Source organism: Halomonas sp. KM-1, assembly GCF_000246875.1.
GTDB lineage: Bacteria > Pseudomonadota > Gammaproteobacteria > Pseudomonadales > Halomonadaceae > Halomonas > Halomonas aerodenitrificans.
In genome coordinates, this window is sequence record NZ_BAEU01000110.1 from 68881 (window position 1) to 86803 (window position 17923).

Consider the following 17923-nt stretch of genomic DNA (forward strand, 5'->3'; position numbering starts at 1 on the left):
CCGCTGGAGGCCACCATGCATCCCCCGCGCATTCTGCTTGGCGTCAACATCGACCACATTGCCACGCTGCGTCAGGCGCGCGGCACACGCTACCCCGATCCGGTTCAGGCGGCGCTACTGGCAGAGGAAGCCGGCGCCGACGGTATCACCGTGCACCCGCGGGAAGATCGTCGTCACATCCAGACACGCGACGTGCGCCTGCTGGCCGAAGTGCTCAATACGCGCATGAACCTGGAGATGGCCGTCACCGAAGAGATGCTGGCGCTGGCCGAGGAGGTGCGCCCGGCGCACGTATGCCTGGTCCCCGAGAAGCGCGAGGAGCTGACCACCGAAGGCGGGCTGGACGTGGTGGGCAATTTCGCTGCCGTGGCCGATGCCTGCCGACGTCTGGCGGCAGCGGGCTGTGAGGTCTCCCTGTTCATCGATCCCGAGCCGAGTCAGATCGAAGCGGCCAAGCGCGCCGGGGCACCGGTCGTCGAGCTGCACACCGGGGCCTATGCCGAGCGCTCCGGGCAGGCGGCGCGCGAGGAGCATGCGCGGCTGACGGCAGCGACAGAAATGGCACTCGAACTGGGGCTGACGGTAAATGCCGGGCATGGGTTGAACTACCACAACGTCGAGGCGATCGCTGCCATTCCGGGCCTGCACGAGCTCAACATCGGCCATGCCATCATTGCCCGGGCGCTGTTCGTCGGGCTCAAGGAGGCCGTGGCCGAGATGAAGCGGTTGATCATCGCCGGGCAGGAGGCGGGCTTCGTCGCTTCGCTCGAAGAGCATGACCATCACCATGAGCACGACGATGAGGATTGACCTCAGCGCCGCTGCCGATAACGCCGTCAGGTGGGGCTAGGCGACGCAGCCAGGCTCACTTGGCGGTACTGGGAGGCGCTTCCTGGCTCTGGGCATGCCACTCGTTGAGCCTGTCGATGGCTTTGAACAGGTCTTCGAGCAGCGATGAGACCTCCGACATTCCTCGCGAACGCAGCCGTGTTTCCAGGGTTTCGGCGACCAGGGCCAGCTCGGGCGCGCCGCAGTAGCGGCAGGCGCCGTTGAGGGCATGCACGGCATCCAGCAGTGCCTCGGAATCGCTGCTGGCCAGTGCCTTGTGTAGCTGTTCGAGGGTGTCGGGCAGTGAAGCCACGAGCTCGCCGATCAGTTCGTAGGCCAGACTCTCGTTGCCATTCGCCAGTCGTGTGCCCAGTTCCAGATCGACGACCGCCAGATCCGCGGCGATGTCATTTTCACGCACCGCCGGCAGGGCGGGGGTAGGAGCAGAAGCGTTAGCGGGGAGGGGTGGCACGAAGCCGAGGTGGCGCTGCAGAATGGTTTCGAGGCGATTGGAGTCCACCGGCTTGATCAGGATTTCCTGCATGCCGGCCGCCTGGAGGCGCGTTCGCTCGCTGTCGTGAGCATGAGCGGTCACCGCGATGATGGGGCAGCGCGCCCAGTGCCCACCCATGCGGCGCAATGCCTGGGTCGCTTCGATACCGTCCATTCCCGGCATGCGGATGTCCATCAGCACCAGATGAAAGGTCTCGCCTTCGGCCAGGGCCAGGGCTTCTTCGCCGCTGCCGGCCTCGGCCAGCTCCAGGCCGGGTCTTTGCAGCAGTTCGCGCAGCAGTCGCCGGTTGATCGTATTGTCATCCACCACCAGGATTCGTGCCTTGTGCTGCCGTTGCGCTTCGATGGCGGGGCGACGCTGTGCCGAGCTGCAACGGCGCAGCGCATCGGCAAGGGCCTGGCGCGAAACCGGTTTGCAGAGGATCTCGCAGCCGCGTGGCAGGTGCAGGTCGGGTAGCTCCAGCGGCGCCATGTTGACCAGCAGCAGCACCGGGCAGGGGCAGGCCTGGAGGCGTGCGCGCCACTCCTCGACCACATCGTCATTCAGCTCGGTGGGGAGCGTGGCGACGAGCAGCGCGGGGGCGGGCGGCAGCAGATCCGGTTGGTGAGTTTCTTCCACCTGCCCACCCCACAGGGTGAGCAGGTGGTTCAGTGCGTGGCGGGTCGGGGCATGGGGCTCGAAGAGGGCGACCCGGCTGCCGTCCAGGATGTCGTCACTTGTCTCGATGCCGTTGCCCACGACGTCCAGCGGCAGTGTGAAGGAGAAGGTCGAGCCGCGCGAGGGCTCGCTCTCCACGGTGATCTGCCCGCCCATCTGTTCGACCAGCTGCCGGCTGATGGCCAGACCCAGGCCGGAACCTCCGTATTGCCGGGGATGGCTGGCGGCGGCCTGGCGGAAAGCCTGGAAGAGATTGTGCTGCTCCTGGGAGGTGAGTCCGATTCCGGTATCGCTGATGCTGACACGCAGGAGGACATGCTCGACGTCGGGCTGCTCCTCGACCATGACCCGGACGATGACCTCGCCCTGCTCGGTGAACTTGAGCGCATTGTGGGTCAGGTTGGTCAGTACCTGGCGAATGCGAAGCGGGTCACCGCGCAGCGGCGAAGGCACGTCGTCGTAGACCAGGCCCAGCAGATGAAGACCCTTCTGATGGGCCAACGGAGCCTGAAGCGCGAGCGCTTCGTCAACCAGCGAGACCATGTCCAGCTCGGCGCGATCCAGCTCCAGGCGACCGGCTTCCATGCGTGAGAAGTCCAGCACGTCATTGACCAGGGCCAGCAGGTTGTCGCAGGCGACCTGCACCTGATCGAGCCACTCGCGCTGACGCGGTTCCAGGCGCGAGCGCCCCAGTAGCCGGCAGAAGCCGACGATGCCGTTGAGCGGGGTGCGGATCTCGTGACTCATGCTGGCCAGGAACTCGGACTTGATGCGGTTGGCTTCCAGCGCTCTGCGGTGTGCCAGGTCGAGCTCGATGTTCTTGATCTCGATGGTTTCCATCGACTCTTCCAGCTCGGAGGTGGTCTGCTCGATCTGGCGTTGCGTGTTTTCGCGGGATTGCTGCATCTCGTCGCCCAGGGCATTCACGTGACGAGCCAGGCGGCGTAGCTCCGGGGCGCCCTCTTCCGGCAGGCGGATGTCCAGGTCGCCGCTGCGCAGGCGCCTCAATGCTTCGGCGGCGTTGTCCAGGCTGGAGTCGAGCCGGCGGCCCAGGGCGGAAGCAATCACGAACAGCAGCAGCCCCAGGATCAATAGCCCCAGGCCAGCGGTGGCCAGGCGCCGATAGTAATCCAGCGTGAGCGCGCGGGTATCGATATCCAGTTCCAGCCATGCCTGGGGCATGGCAGTGCCCTCGTTATTGGCCACTGCCAGGGGCATCATCAGCCGCCACAGGTCGCCGCTGGTGTCGAGTTGCGTGGTGTGCGGTGGCGAGGTGGCCACCTGGGCGCGATTGCGCCCCATCTCCAGCTCGATCAGGCCTTCGTCGGTGTAGATACCGACGCCGCGTGTCTCGTCGATCTCCAGCAGGCGCCGGGCCATGCCATCGAGCCGGGACTGGGCGCCATCGAACAGAGCCTGCGCCATTTCCGGGCTCTGCTGCTCGACGGCGGTGACGATACGGTCGCGCAGGGCCGCCTTACGCCACTCGGTATCCTGCTTCAGCAGGGAGACGCTTACGAGCAACAGCACAAGTAGAGGGAGACACAGTATCCATAGTGTCAGTCGATTTCCGAGCGACATCGGTGTTCCTTGGTCACGGGCCAGCCTCCTCAGTATGCCACATTGACGGGGCATGCCTGTCCAGTCGATGACGGCGCGGATATACTACGGAAAAGACGTTAGCCTAAGGACGCTTACATGCAGTTCCCCACCATCGAGGATGTCGTAGGCCACACGCCGCTGGTGCGACTCAAGCGAATCACCGCAGGACGCAACAACACGCTGCTCGCCAAGCTCGAAGGCAACAATCCCGCAGGCTCGGTCAAGGACCGCCCGGCGCTGTCGATGCTCGAACAAGCAGAGGCGCGCGGCGACATCACGCCGGGCGATACGCTGGTCGAAGCCACTTCGGGCAACACCGGCATCGCCCTGGCCATGGCGGCTGCCATCAAGGGTTATCGCATGGTGCTGATCATGCCCGACAGCGCATCCAGCGAGCGCAAGCAGGCCATGGCCGCCTATGGTGCCAGGTTGGTCACCGTGAGCAAGGAGGGCGGCATGGAGGAAGCTCGCGACCTGGCCGAAGCCATGGTGTCGCGGGGCGAAGGCAAGCCGCTCAATCAGTTCGCCAACCCCGACAACCCGCTGGCCCACTATCGCGGTACTGGCCCCGAACTATGGGAACAGACCGACGGCACCATCACGCACTTCGTCAGCTCAATGGGTACCACCGGAACCATCATGGGCGTTTCGCGCTATCTCAAGGAACGCAATCCGGAGGTGCAGATCGTCGGTCTGCAGCCGGAGGATGGCGCCAGTATCGCCGGTATCCGCCGCTGGCCGAAGGAGTACCTGCCGAGCATCTTCGATGCCACCCGTGTCGACCGGGTGCTCGACATCGGCCAGCACGAGGCCGAAGAGCACATGCGCCGCCTGGCGCGCGAGGAAGGGATTCTGGCCGGAGTCTCCTCAGGCGGCGCCCTGGCCGGTGCGCTGCGTGTTGCCGAAGAAGTCGAGAACGCCGTGATCGTGTTCATCGTTTGTGATCGTGGCGATCGTTATCTCTCGACTGGGCTGTTCGCCCCGGAGGTTTGAGTTGGCATTGCTTGGCAAGCGGCGACCGGCACGTCAGCGTTCCGGTGTCTCAGGTCTGCACAAGCGGCACGCCGAAGCCCAGCGTCCGGCAGAGCTCGAAGCCGACGGCGAGGCAGTGAGCATCGAGCGTCTGGCCCACGATGGCCGGGGCGTAGCTCGCACCGCTGCCGGCAAGACGCTGTTCGTCGAGGGGGCGCTGCCGGGCGAGCGTGTCGAGGTGGCGGTGCATCGCACCCGCAAGCGCTTCGACGAAGCCCATGTGCGCACGCTGCTCAAGCCCGCGCCCGAGCGGGTCACGCCGCCTTGCGCTCATTACGGTCAATGCGGTGGTTGCGACATGCAGCACCTGGCGGTGGCGGCGCAGCGTCGGCACAAGGGCAACGTGCTCACCGATCTTCTCGGCCGTGAGGGCATCGAACTCGCTCACCCCGTTCGACTGCTGGCGGGACAATCGCTGGGTTACCGGCGCCGTGCGCGTCTGGGCGTCAAGGTGGACGCCCAGGGCGACGTTCACCTGGGGTTTCGTGCCCGGCATGCCAGCCGTCTGGTCGATATCCGGGCCTGCGAGGTGCTCGTTCCCGAGCTTGCGGCCCTGCTCTTGCCTCTGCGGGCTCAGTTGAGCGAGCTCGAAGCGCCGCGACTGGTGGGCCACCTGGAGCTGATCGCCGCCGACTCGACCCGCGTGGTGGTGGTTCGCCAGCTGCGCGAGAACCCCACCGACCTGCAGCGTTGGCGGGAGTTTAGCCAGGCCAATGACGTCGTCGTCGCGTACCTGCTGGGGCGTGACGAACCCACTCTCGAATGGCTGGGGCAGCCGGCCTCGCTCGGTTATCGGCTACCGCTCGACGTGGGCGAGCTGCGCTTGAACTTTGCGCCGGGAGACTTCATTCAGGTCAACGCAGAGATCAATCGCGAGATGGTGCGTAGCGTGCGGGAGTGGCTGGCTCCCGCCAGCGGTCAGCGCCTGCTGGATCTGTTTGCCGGCATCGGCAACTTCAGCCTGCCGTTGGCCGCCGACGGTGCCCGGGTCACGGCGGTGGAGGGCAATCCCGCCATGGTGGCTAGGCTCGAAGCCAACGCACGCGATAGCGCGCTCGAGCTCGAGGCACACCAGGCCAACCTGAACGATGAAGTCGCCGTAGCGAAGCTGCTGGCACACCTGGTGCCCGATATCGTGGTGCTGGACCCGCCCCGGGACGGTGCCGATGCGGTATGTCGCGCATTGGTCGAACGCCCGGTGCCGAAGCTGGTCTACATTGCCTGTGACCCTGCCACGCTGGCGCGCGATGCGGCACGGCTCGTGCATGGCGGTTATGGCATCGTTCAGGCGATGGTAGCCGACATGTTCGTGCACACTTCGCACCTGGAGACCCTGCTCCTGCTCGAACATGGTGCAGGCCAGCCGTCATCGCAAGGAGTCTAGAAAGATGGTGAAAGTCCGCGACGACCAGCCGCTGACCGACGATGGCGACGTCGATATCGGCCATTGGCTGGAGCGGTTGCAGGAAGACGTCAAGCTGCGCGATCCCGACGAGATGCGCGAGGCTTGTGAACTCACCAAGCGTCTCGCCATGGAGGCGGACCGCCCCCACAAGGCGTGGCTGCCCCGCGACACCACCTATCGCATGGGCCTGGAAATGGCCGACATTCTGGCCCTGCTGAAGCTCGATCAGGCGGCGCTGGAGGCGGCGGTGCTCTATCGCGCAGTGCGTGAGGGGCTGATCTCCATCGACGCCGTCACCCGGCAGTTCGGCAAGGAGGTGGCCGAGCTGATTGCCGGCGTACTGCAGATGGCCGCCATCAGCAACATCCAGGTTCCCAGCCAGGGCCTGGTGCAACACGACCAGCAGGACAACCTGCGCAAGATGCTGGTGACCATGATCGACGACGTGCGTGTGGCGTTGATCAAGATTGCCGAGCGTACCTGCGCCCTGCGTCAGGTCAAGGATGCCCCGCGCGAGAAGCGCCTGCAGGTGGCCCGTGAGGTGTTCGACATCTACGCGCCGCTGGCCCATCGCCTGGGCATCGGCCAGGTCAAGTGGGAGCTCGAAGACCTCTCGTTCCGCTACCTGCACGAGGACGATTACAAGGCGATTGCCCGCCAGCTGGCCGAGAAGCGCCTGGATCGCGACCGCTACATCCACGACGTGGTCGAAACCCTCAAGAGCATGCTCGAGGCCCAGGGAATCAACGAGTACGAGGTCAACGGCCGCGCCAAGCATATCTACTCGATCTGGCGCAAGATGAAGCGCAAGCGCATCGACTTCTCCCAGGTCAACGACGTACGGGCCGTTCGCATCCTGGTGCCGGAGGTGACCGACTGCTACACCGTGCTGGGGTTGGTACACTCGCGCTGGCACCACGTGCCCAACGAGTTCGACGACTACATCGCCAACCCCAAGAAGAACGGCTACCAATCGCTGCACACCGCCGTGCTGGGGCCCGAGAACAAGGTGCTGGAGATCCAGATCCGCACCTTCGCCATGCACGACGAGGCGGAGCTGGGCGTCTGCGCCCACTGGCGCTACAAAGGCCACGACACCGGCGGCAAGAGCTCCAGTTACGAGGAGAAGATTGCCTGGCTGCGCCAAGTGCTCGAGTGGCAGGACGAGGTGGGCGACTTCGGCGACCTGCGCGAAGGGCTCTCCAGCGACGTGGCGCCGGATCGCATCTACGTCTTCACCCCGGACGGCCACGTCATCGACCTGCCGCGCGTCGCCACGCCCATCGACTTCGCCTACCGGGTGCATACCGAGGTCGGCCACCGCTGCCGCGGGGCCAAGATCGACGGCCGCATCGTGCCGCTCACCTACAAGCTCAAGACCGGTCAGCAGGTCGAGATCCTCACCGCCAGCAAGGGCGGGCCCAGCCGCGACTGGCTCAACCCCAGCCTCGGCTATGTGCGCACCTCGCGGGCGCGGGCCAAGATCCAGTCGTGGTTCAAGCATCAGGCCCGCGAGCAGAACGTGGAAGAGGGCAAGGCGCTGTTCGAGCGCGAGATGCGCCGCCTCGACGTGGAGGACATGGATCTCGAGACCCTGGCCAACAAGGTCAATTACGCCTCGCCCGAGGACATGTATGCCGCCCTGGGCGCGGGCGATCTGCGCATCGGCCAGGTGCTGCATCAGGCCCAGCAGCTGTTCGGCGAGACCGACGATCAGGAGCAGCTCGACCGTCTGCTGGCCAAGCCCAAGCGCGATCAGTCCAAGGGCGGCAGCAGTGACATCACCGTGCTGGGCGTGGGCAACCTCAAGACCAGCATGGCCAACTGCTGCCACCCGGTACCCGGCGAGCCGATCGTCGGCTTCATCACCCAGGGGCGCGGCGTCACTGTGCATCGCCAGGACTGCCCCAACATCCTGCAGCTGCGCATCGACGAGCCCCAGCGGGTCATCGAGGTGGAGTGGGGCCAGCGCGCCCGCACCCAGTATCCGGTGGACATCGAAATCCAGGCCTGGGACCGCTCCGGCCTGCTGCGCGACGTGACCGGCATCCTCAGCAATGAGAAGGTCAACGTGCTGTCGGTCAACACCCTGACCGACACCAGCGATGGCATCGCCCGCATGCGCATCACCGTGGAAGTCGACGGTTTGGAGACCCTGGGGCGGCTCTTCTCGCGCATCCAGCAGCTTTCCAATGTGATCGAGGTGCAGCGTTTGCGCACTGGGGCCAAGGGGATGAAACGCAAGGGGAGTGGTTCATGAGCGAGACCCGCCATGGCATCGACGACCTGCTGACGCTGATGGCGGTGCTGCGCGACCCGGCGCAGGGCTGCCCGTGGGATCTCAAGCAGGACTGGGACAGCATCGTGCCGCATACTCTGGAAGAGGCCTATGAGGTGGCCGATGCCATCGAGCGCCGAGCCTGGGGCGAGCTGCCCGGCGAGCTCGGCGACCTGCTGTTCCAGGTGGTGTATTACAGCCAGTTCGCCAGTGAAGAAGAGCGCTTCGATTTTCACGACGTGGTGCATACCCTGACGGCGAAGATGGTGCGCCGCCATCCGCATGTGTTTCCCGACGGCACCCTGGCCTCGCGACGGCCGCCCGGTGTCAGCGCCGAACAGGTCGAGACGCGCCAGGCTGAACTTGAGAGCGTCAACAGTCGCTGGGAGTCGCTCAAGGCGAAGGAGCGCGTCGAGCGTGCCGAGGCCGACGTGTCGGTGCTCGACGACGTGCCGCGTACGCTGCCGGCGCTGTCGCGTGCCGTCAAACTCTCCAAGCGCGCAGCTCGGGTCGGCTTCGACTGGCCCGACGCCACGGGTGTGATCGCCAAGATCCGCGAGGAGCTCGGCGAGGTCGAGCAGGCCCTGGCCGAGGGCGATCATCGTCATGCGGCGGAGGAAGTAGGCGATCTGCTGTTTGCCGTGACCAACCTGGCGCGCACCTTGAAGGCCGATCCCGAGCAGTGCCTGCGCGACACCAATGCCAAGTTCGAACGCCGCTTCCGTCACGTGGAGCGTGCCCTGGCCGAGCGCGGCATGACCACCCGCGACGTCGACCTGGACACCATGGAGCGGCATTGGCAGGAGGCCAAGCGGCTCGAGAGCAGCGTTTCCCCGATATCTGCCGAATCACCAGAACCGTCTTCAGGAGGAGATCGACCATGAGCGGCGATCTGCACGAATCCCTACGCGACAACGTACGCATCCTCGGTGACAGCCTGGGCCGCACCATCGCCGACGACCTGGGCAAGGGCTTCGTCGACCGCATCGAGACCATCCGCGGCCTGGCCAAGAGCGGCCGACAGGGAGACGTGCAGAGCAGCCGCGAGCTCATCGAGTACCTGCGCAAGCTGCCGGACCGCGACCTGCTACCGGTGACCCGCGCCTTCAACCAGTTCCTCAATCTGGCCAACATCGCCGAGCAGCACTATCGGGCACGTTTTCGCCGCGTGGAGGACTACAAGCCGGGTTCTCAGCCAGTGCTCTCCGAGCTGCTGCAGCGGGCCCGCGGCGCCGGCCACACGCCGCGTAAGCTGGTCGAGAGCCTGGCCAGCATGCGCGTCGAACTGGTGCTCACCGCCCATCCCACCGAGGTCATTCGTCGTACCCTGATCCAGAAGTACGATGCCATCGACGAGTGTCTCACCGTCATCGAGTCGTCGCTCGACTACCCCGAGCGTGCCAGCCGCGCCCGCGGGCGCCTCGAGGAGCTGATCAGCCAGGCCTGGCATACCGACGAGATCCGCCACGAGCGACCCACGCCGGTGGACGAGGCGAAGTGGGGGTTCGCGGTTATCGAGAACTCGCTGTGGCAGGCGGTGCCGGCGTTCCATCGCGATCTCGACAGCCTGCTGTTGGAATCCGCTGGTGAACGCCTGCCGCTGGATGCCGCACCAATCGTGTTCGCTTCATGGATGGGTGGAGACCGAGATGGCAACCCCAACGTGACCTCCAAGGTAACCCGTGAGGTGCTGTTGCTGGGGCGCTGGATGGCGGCGGATCTCTACTTGCGTGACCTCGAACAGCTCAAGGCCGAGCTGTCCATGTGGAAGTGCAACAGCGCGCTGCGGGCCGAGGTGGGCAACGTGGCCGAGCCCTACCGCGAGCTACTCAAGCGTCTGGTGCAGCGGGTCGAGGCCACCCGCGACTGGGCCAAGGCGCAGCTCGACGGGCGCAGCTACGAGGGCGGAGCGATCATCGAGAGCAGCGACCAGCTCTATGCGCCGCTGCTCACCTGCTACCGCTCGCTCTGCGACGTGGGACTCGACACCATCGCCAACGGCGCGCTGCTCGATACTCTGCGCCGGGTGGCGGTGTTCGGCGTGACCCTGACCAAGCTCGACATTCGTCAGGAGGCGAGCCGGCACGCCATGGTCATGGAGGAGCTGACCCAGACCCTCGGCCTCGGCCACTACCGCGAGTGGAGCGAGGAGCAGCGCCAGGCCTTCCTGCTCGCCGAGCTGGAGTCGCGGCGCCCCTTGATTCCGCGCCGCTGGGAGTGCTCGCCGGAGACCCGCGAGGTGCTCGACACCTTCCTGGTCATCGCCAACGAGCAGTCAGAAGCGCTCGGTACCTACATCATCTCCATGGCCGGCCAGCCCTCCGACGTGCTCACGGTCGCGCTGCTGATGAAAGAGGTGGGGGGCGTCGTCTCGCTGCCCATCGCGCCGCTGTTCGAGACCCTGGATGACCTCAACCGCTCCGGCGACGTGGTCGACCGCCTGCTGGCGCTGCCGGGTTACCGTGCGCTGGTCGGCGACCGTCAGGAAGTGATGATCGGCTACTCCGATTCGGCCAAGGACGCCGGCCAGCTGGCGGCGGCCTGGGCGCAGTATCGCGCCCAGGAGCGCCTGGTGGAGGTATGCCGCAGCCATGGTGTGGCGCTGACCCTGTTCCACGGTCGCGGCGGCGCCGTCGGCCGCGGCGGCGGTCCGGCCTATGCGGCCATCCTGTCGCAGCCGCCGGGTTCGGTGAACGGCAGCCTGCGGGTCACCGAGCAGGGCGAGATGATTCGCTTCAAGTTCGGCCAGCCCGACATCGCCCTGCGCTCCATGGAGATCTACGCCTGTGCGGTGCTCGAGGCGACGCTGCTGCCGCCGCCGGCGCCGGAGGCCCACTGGCGCGAGGAGATGGATCGTCTGGCCGGACTCGCCCACCGGGCCTATGTCGGTGTGGTGCGCGAGGACCCCGACTTCGTGCCGTATTTCCGCGCGGTGACGCCGGAGGGTGTGCTGGGACACTTGCCGCTCGGGTCACGCCCGACCAAGCGCCGTCAGGATGGCGGCGTCGAGACGCTGCGGGCCATTCCGTGGATCTTCGCCTGGACCCAGATCCGCCTGATGCTGCCGGCCTGGCTGGGCAGCGGGGAGGCCTTCGGCACCCGCCTGGAAGAGGAGGGCGGGCTCGAGGTGCTGCGCGAGATGCGCGATCGCTGGCCCTTCTTCGGCACCTATCTCGACATGCTCGAGATGCTGCTGGCCAAGGCGGACGTGGGCATCGCCTCCTACTACGAGCAGCGTCTGGTCGACGAGCCTGCACTCAAGGAGCTGGGCGCCCAGTTGCGGGAGCGCTTCACCCGGCTGCAGTCGGTGCTGCTGAGCATTCTCGACCAGCCGCAGCTGCTGGAGCAGACGCCGCTGATCCGACAGGCCATCGAGGTACGCAATCCCTACATCGATCCGCTGCACGGCCTTCAGGCGGAGCTGCTACAGCGTAACCGCGATGCCGATGGTGCCATCAGCGGTGAGCTCTCCCGCGCCCTGATGGTCACCATGGCGGGGATTGCCGCGGGCCTGCGCAACACGGGCTAAAGTCACTGCGTTTGGCCATGCTTTGTCGAGGCCATGCTTTGTCGAAAGCGGCTTCATGACGATCGCCCCGGCAAAACCGGGGCGATCGTGCTATGCGGTTAGCGCAAGAGAGGTTCAGCGGGGCTGCTTGACGGTGCGAAGGTAGGGCTTGATGGTGGTGAAGCCCTCGGGGTACTTCTTCCTGGCCTCCTCGTCGCTAACCGAGGGTGGGATGATCACGTCGTCGCCGGGACGCCAGTTCACCGGTGTGGCCACGGTGTGCTTGGCATTGAGCTGTACCGAGTCGAGCAGGCGCATCACTTCGTTGAAGTCGCGGCCTGAGGTCATCGGGTAGATCAGCATCGCCTTGATCTTCTTGTCCGGCCCGATGATGAATACCGCACGCACCGTGGCGTTGTCGGCCGGCGTGCGGCCTTCGGCGCTGCCCGGCTCCTCGGCGGGGAGCATGTCGTAGAGCTTGGCCACTTCAAGCTTGTCGTCGCCGATCATCGGGTAATTGGGCGCGGTGCCCTGGGTTTCCTCGATATCCTTGGCCCAAGCGGCATGATTGTCGACCGGATCCACCGAGAGGCCGATGATCTTGGTGTTGCGCTTGTCGAACTCGGGCTTGAGCTTGGCCATGAAGCCCAGCTCGGTAGTACAGACCGGGGTGAAGTCCTTGGGATGCGAGAACAGAATGCACCAGCTGTCGCCGATCCATTCATGGAATTTCAAGGTGCCCTGGGTGGTTTGCGCCGTGAAGTCGGGCGCGGTGTCGCCGATTCTGAGACTCATCGTCGTGCTCCAGGATCATGGGTTCGGGGTAGCGTCGCATGGTCCCATGCGGACGCTGCTTGAATATAGGACACGCATGAAAGAAGCGCAGGTAATAAGCACGAGGGGCGACACTCAGGCAAAGAGCTAGCCTGAGGAGGCAGAGGCATGTGCGCTCGGAAGGCGTATGGAGGTTAGAAGGCGTAGTGCAGCGAGGCGGTAATGAGGTTCAGGTGCGCCATGCTTGGGGCGTCGATCTCCTCGAATTCGAGCCGGCTCACCAGGCGGTTGTGCTGCAGCCGGGCGCCGAAGCCCTGAATCCTGGCGGTGCCGGCGGTCGCCATGTAGAGCGACTCGCTCTGGGTCACCGGGTCGCCCTCCCATTCGGCAAAGCCCGACTTGGCATAGAGGCCCAGTTGGCCCAGCCGCACGCCCGCTACCAGGCTGCCGCCCAAGGTCGTGGTATTCACCAGCAGCGCCTGGTCAGCGTGGCGGGTCGGCACCTCGTCACTTTCGCGGTAGGTGAACTCGGCCCCCAGGTCGAGCCGCGGTAGGTTGACCGGCGAGAAGCCTGCTGTCACCCGAAAGCCCGAAGTGTAGCCATCCGGCGTCTGCAGGTCGCTGCCCTCCAGCACCAGACCGTTGTCGAGATACATCAGGTCGCTGTTCTTGCCGGCATAGGCGGGAGTGTTCAAAGGAGAGTGCGCCAGGGCGGCTAGCAGGTCGAGGGAAGCGTGGGAGTATGCCAGGGGCTCATCCGCGACGGACATGCCGTCGTCCGCCATGGCCGACAGCGGCAACAGCGTCAGGCAGGCGGCCATGGCCACGGCACCTCTGAAACACGCCTTCATGTTTTCAGATCCATTTCCCTGTGCGATGAATCAGTAGTGATGCCTCAGGCTTGGTCGCAAAATTATGCGCATGCCTTTGAGGATCCCCACAAAAGCCTAGCAGTATGGCCAGAGTATCGCCAGACTGGGCTTCAACGAAGCGTAACCGAGACGCTCGCCAGGTAGTCGTAAAGCTCCTTGAGACAAGGCGTATCGAGGCCATGTTCGTGGGCGGCAGCGAGCAGAGGTCCGAGTATGGCGTCGCGTTCGGTCGGTCTACCTGCGAGCACGTCCTGCAGCATCGAGGCGCGATTGTCGGCGGTGCCCTCGATCACCTGCCACACCAGTGCGTGCCAGCCAGCCGGGGGTGGAGATATACCCACTTTCGCCATGATTGCGGCCACTTCGCCGACGATACGTTCCACCATGGGGCGAAACGGCCGGTCGCGCAGCTGACCGTTACGGATACGGTAGCGTGCCACCAGGGGGTTGATCGCTGCGTTTATCGCCAGCTTGTGCCATAGCCGCCTCTCGATGTCCGACACCGCCTCGGCGACCAGGCCCGCGCGATTCAGCGTAGCGGCGAGCTGACGGCAGCATTCGGCATGGCGGCCGATCAGATCGCCGAGGTAGGTGATGCCGCGTCCGGCATGGGTCACGCCCTCGTCGCCCGAGAGCCAGGCACCCTCTGTGGTGGAGGCGCACAGCACGGGCCCCGGGTGGCGGCGCTGAAGTTCGGGCTGGACCTGATAGCCGTTCTGCCACAGCACAAGAATCGGGCTGCCGGTGAGCCGGGCCATGGCGCTCTCGTAGGCCGCATGAGCGTCGTAGGCCTTAGTGGTCAGGTGCAGAAATGCCGGTGCCAGCGGCGGCAGCTCTGCCAGGGTGGTCATGTCCAGGGGCACGGTGCGCCGGATGCCTTCCGGCGTGACGAGGGTCTGCGTGGTGGGCAGGCCCCGCCGTCCGGCCACCTTGACCGGTGCCACACCCGCCAGGTGCAGGGCCACGAGCCGGCCCAGGGCGCCGGGGCCAACGACCAGGTGAGTCTGCTCGTTCATGGTGTGCCTCGTTGATGGAATACGGCAGCATACCGATGGCTTGCCGAATCACGCCAGCCCGACGTGTCAGGCACGGCTAGGCCTTGGTGCGTGGCTTGCGTTGCCCTCGTGTCGACGCCGCTCGGCTACGCCGCGGCTTGCCGGACGCTTTGCGCCGGGGGCTACGCGAGCCGGTCGCTACCTCGCCCTGGGCCGCGGCCATGGCCTGGCGCAGTCGCTGCGAGTCGGCCTTGCTCAGCAGGCCGCGCAGGTCGTCGACGAGAGCGCTGAGAAAGGGGGCCGGGTCGTCGTCGCGTTCGGCAATCGCCGTCAGGCGCTGCTCCCATAGCGCCGTGCGCTCGGGACGGGTCGCGGCATCGGGCAGCGAGGCGATCAGACCGCTGCCCAGGCGAGTGGCGCGCAGCGCCTTGTTCTGGCGTACCAGATAGCCGCGCTCGATCAGCGTCTCGATGATGCCGGCGCGGGTCGCTTCGGTGCCCAGGCCGTCGTGCTCACGCAGGGTGCGCTTGACCTGGGGGTCGTCGACGTAGCGGGCAATGTTCATCATCGCCTTGATCAGACTGGCATCGGTGAAGGGTTCTGGCGGGCGCGTCTCGCGATCTTCCACGGCGCTTGCCGTCACCCGACAGCCTTCCCCCTCACTGAGAGGTGGCAGCGGTGGAGCCTCGTCGCGGGTGGTGAAGAGTGGCTTCCAGCCCGGCTGCAGCAGTTCCTGTCCGCTGGCGCGGAAGCACTCGCCCATAATGGTAAATTCCGCCTTCACCTCACGAGCGATCAGCGGCGGGTAGAACTGGGCCAACACGTTGCGGGCGATCAGTCGGAACACATCGGCTTCGGCACGCTCTAGGCGTGCAAGTTCGGCCGGTTTGCCGGTGGGCGCCAAGGCGTGGTGGGCGCCGACCTTCCTGTCGTCCCAGGCCTTGGAGCGCAGCGCGAAATCGGCGCCGGCGAGCCAGCCGCGTAGCGTCTCGTCCTGGCTGCAGGCGCCGCTCAGCGTGGCGCGAGCCTGGACCAGATGCTCCTCGGGCAGGTAGCGACAGTCCGAACGTGGGTAGGTGATCAGCTTGTGGCGTTCGTAGAGCCGCTGGCAGATATCCAGCACCATCTGGGCGGAGAGGCCGAAACGCCGTGCGGCGTCCACCTGCAGCGCAGAAAGCGAATAGGGCAGCGGAGCGGCCTGGCGTTTCTGGCGGCTCTCTAGCGACGTCAGACGCCCCTCGGCGCCTGGCAGACGTGCCGCCAGCACCTCGGCCGGGGCGCGCTCGAGCAGGCGGCCCTGCTCGTCAAGGCGGTGCTGCTCGCCGGGCTGCCACCAGGCGCGCAGGCTGCCGTTGGCGACTGCCAGATCGGCCCACAGCACGTGGAAGGGATAGGGCCTGAAGTCGCGGATCTCGGCGTCGCGGCGCACCACCAGGCCAAGCACCGGGGTCTGCACACGGCCCACCGAGAGCACCCCGTCGTGGCCGGCCTGACGGCCGGTCAGGGTCCAGGCGCGGGTCAGGTTGATGCCGTACAGCCAGTCGGCCCGAGAGCGCGACTCGGCGGCGCGATAGAGCGGCTGATATCGGGCGTTGTCCTCCAGACGGGACAAGGCGCGCTGTACCGCAGGCCGGTTGAGGTCGTTGACCAGCAGACGCGCCACCGGCCCCTTCCAGCCCAGATATTCGATCACTTCCTGCACCAGCAGCTGGCCTTCGCGGTCCGGATCGCCGGCATGCACTACCACGCGGGCCTGCTTGAGCAGCTTGCGAATCACGGCGAGCTGGCCTCTGGCCTTGGGACGTGGCGCCAGTTGCCATCGGGTCGGCAGGATCGGCAAATGGTCCAGCCGCCACTGCTTGTAGGCGCTATCGTAGGCATCGGGCGGTGCCTGCTCCAGCAGGTGGCCCAGGCACCAGGTGACGACGGTATCGTTGCCGCGCAGGGCGCCGTCCTCACGCTTCGTGTCGCCCGGTAGGGCGTCGGCGATGGCTCGGGCGAGGCTGGGTTTCTCGGCAATGATCAGGCGCATGAAAGACTCGGACTTGGGAGTTCGTTTATGGATATTCTTACAGTAACCCGTCGGTAAGACCAGATGTCGTGCGCCAAAAAGCTGTACAGTTCCTGTATCGTGGTTCGGCAGCAAAGGCCAGGAGAGCATCCACATGCGTGAGCGAGGAAGGACGAGACGGCTTTTCGGTCTCGGTGCGCGTACCGGCGGGGCGTTTCTGCGCAGTCGCTTCGGTGGCGAAGCCGATTGGCGCGCCTTGGGCGAGGCGCTGTTCGACGGCCTCTCCGAGCTCAAGGGGCCGGCCATGAAACTGGCCCAGATCGTGGCCCAGTGGGACGACCTGCTGCCGCCCGATCTCGCCGAGGAGCTGGCCCGCCTGCAGCGCCAGGCCGAACCGATGCCCTGGGAGGGCATTCGCCGCACCCTGGAGGCGCAGTACGGCGACCTGGAGCGTCACTTCCGCGAGGTCGAGACACGGCCTTTTGCCAGCGCTTCGATGGGGCAGGTGCATCGCGCGGTCACCCATGCCGGCGAAACCCTGGTGCTCAAGGTGCAGTACCCGGGCCTGGCCGAGATTCTGGAAGGCGATCTGGCCCAACTGCGACGCATCATGCGGCTGGGGCGCTGGCTGAAGGTGCCCCAGGTGCGTCTGGATGCGCTGTTCGAGGAGCTTGCCGCCAGCCTGCGCGGCGAGCTCGACTACCATGCCGAGGCCAACGCGCTGGCACGCTATCGCCAGCGCTACTCTCATCTCGAGGGATTGCTCATCCCCGAGCCGTTGCCCGAGCTTTCCGGACCGCGGGTACTGGCCATGCGCTACGTGGCCGGCACGCCGCTGCGCGAGCTGGAGCAGGCCGACGATGCGACCTGCCAGCGCGTTGCCGCAACGCTTGCCGATTGGCTCACCGAAGAGCTATTTACCCACGGCGAACTGCATGCCGACCCGCATGCCGGCAACTTTGCCGTGGCCGACGATGGCCGGCTGGTGATCTACGATCTGGGGGCGGTGATCCCGGTACCTGAAGCCCATCTCCGCGCCATGATGCAGCTGCTCGATGCCACCCTGGCCGGCGACCCCATGGCGATGGACGATGCCCTGCGCCGACTGGGCGGACGCCAGGGGCAGGGAGCGCCGCTGGCGCTGTATCGTGAATCGGCCGAGGCCGTGGCGCCGCTGTTCGAGCCTGGCCCTCAGGACTTCTCGGACGTCAGGGTGCATCGCCGCTTGCGCGATCTCACGCCCAAGGTGTGGGCGGCCATGGACCGCCTGCAGCCGCCTGCCGACGTGCTGCTGCTCTCGCGCACTTTGAACGGGCACTACTGGAACCTGGTACGCCTGGGGGCCCGCCTGGACATGCACGCCCGTACCCGGCCGCTGTTGGAATGGGCGCGCCGTTGAGTTCCGAGGGCGGAACCCGGGACGGGTGCGAACGCTCCTTGCGCACAA

General features: G+C 66.1%; 12 protein-coding genes. 7 read left to right on the forward strand and 5 right to left on the reverse strand.

The window, feature by feature from the left end; translation table 11 throughout:
- The first annotated feature begins 15 nt into the window (after nucleotides 1-15).
- Nucleotides 16-810, forward strand: coding sequence for a pyridoxine 5'-phosphate synthase (gene pdxJ / locus B8115_RS11950; protein ID WP_010628035.1), 795 nt, complete (start codon nucleotides 16-18; stop codon nucleotides 808-810).
- 55 nt (nucleotides 811-865) lie between these two features.
- On the opposite strand, the gene B8115_RS11955 is transcribed toward pdxJ, so the two are convergent.
- Nucleotides 866-3580: an ATP-binding protein gene (locus B8115_RS11955; protein ID WP_026038075.1), complete on the reverse strand. Its 2715-nt coding sequence runs from the start codon at nucleotides 3578-3580 to the stop codon at nucleotides 866-868.
- A gap of 117 nt (nucleotides 3581-3697) precedes the next feature.
- On the opposite strand from B8115_RS11955, the gene cysM reads away from it, so the two are divergent.
- The 5 genes from cysM to ppc are packed head-to-tail and all read left to right on the forward strand — an operon-like array spanning nucleotide 3698 to nucleotide 11845.
- Entirely contained in the window at nucleotides 3698-4594 is an 897-nt protein-coding gene (cysM, locus tag B8115_RS11960) for a cysteine synthase CysM (protein ID WP_010628037.1), read from the forward strand.
- Nucleotide 4595: 1 nt separating this feature from the next.
- Nucleotides 4596-6017: a 23S rRNA (uracil(1939)-C(5))-methyltransferase gene (locus tag B8115_RS11965; protein ID WP_010628038.1), complete on the forward strand. Its 1422-nt coding sequence runs from the start codon at nucleotides 4596-4598 to the stop codon at nucleotides 6015-6017.
- A gap of 4 nt (nucleotides 6018-6021) precedes the next feature.
- Complete coding sequence (gene relA / locus B8115_RS11970; protein WP_010628039.1) at nucleotides 6022-8298, forward strand: GTP diphosphokinase; 2277 nt, start codon at nucleotides 6022-6024, stop codon at nucleotides 8296-8298.
- Complete coding sequence (gene mazG, locus B8115_RS11975; protein WP_010628040.1) at nucleotides 8295-9200, forward strand: nucleoside triphosphate pyrophosphohydrolase; 906 nt, start codon at nucleotides 8295-8297, stop codon at nucleotides 9198-9200. Before relA ends, mazG begins: the two co-directional genes overlap by 4 nt.
- Nucleotides 9197-11845: a phosphoenolpyruvate carboxylase gene (gene ppc / locus B8115_RS11980; RefSeq protein WP_010628041.1), complete on the forward strand. Its 2649-nt coding sequence runs from the start codon at nucleotides 9197-9199 to the stop codon at nucleotides 11843-11845. The genes mazG and ppc overlap by 4 nt, the downstream gene beginning before the upstream one ends.
- Nucleotides 11846-11959: 114 nt before the next feature.
- On the opposite strand, the gene B8115_RS11985 is transcribed toward ppc, so the two are convergent.
- The 4 genes from B8115_RS11985 to B8115_RS12000 form a co-directional block, all read right to left on the reverse strand.
- Complete coding sequence (locus B8115_RS11985) at nucleotides 11960-12619, reverse strand: peroxiredoxin (RefSeq protein WP_010628042.1); 660 nt, start codon at nucleotides 12617-12619, stop codon at nucleotides 11960-11962.
- Nucleotides 12620-12792: 173 nt separating this feature from the next.
- Nucleotides 12793-13449 carry a hypothetical protein gene (locus B8115_RS11990; protein WP_010628043.1) on the reverse strand — a complete coding sequence of 219 codons (657 nt, stop codon included), beginning with the start codon at nucleotides 13447-13449 and terminating at the stop codon, nucleotides 12793-12795.
- A 131-nt stretch (nucleotides 13450-13580) separates the two neighbouring features.
- Entirely contained in the window at nucleotides 13581-14486 is a 906-nt protein-coding gene (locus tag B8115_RS11995) for a ketopantoate reductase family protein (protein ID WP_010628044.1), read from the reverse strand.
- A gap of 76 nt (nucleotides 14487-14562) precedes the next feature.
- A complete protein-coding gene (locus B8115_RS12000) occupies nucleotides 14563-16497 on the reverse strand; it encodes a DNA topoisomerase III (RefSeq protein WP_010628045.1) in 1935 nt (644 codons plus the stop codon).
- 133 nt (nucleotides 16498-16630) lie between these two features.
- Between B8115_RS12000 and B8115_RS12005 the strand changes: the two genes are divergently transcribed.
- Nucleotides 16631-17875: an AarF/ABC1/UbiB kinase family protein gene (locus tag B8115_RS12005; protein WP_010628046.1), complete on the forward strand. Its 1245-nt coding sequence runs from the start codon at nucleotides 16631-16633 to the stop codon at nucleotides 17873-17875.
- The last annotated feature ends 48 nt before the right edge of the window (nucleotides 17876-17923 follow it).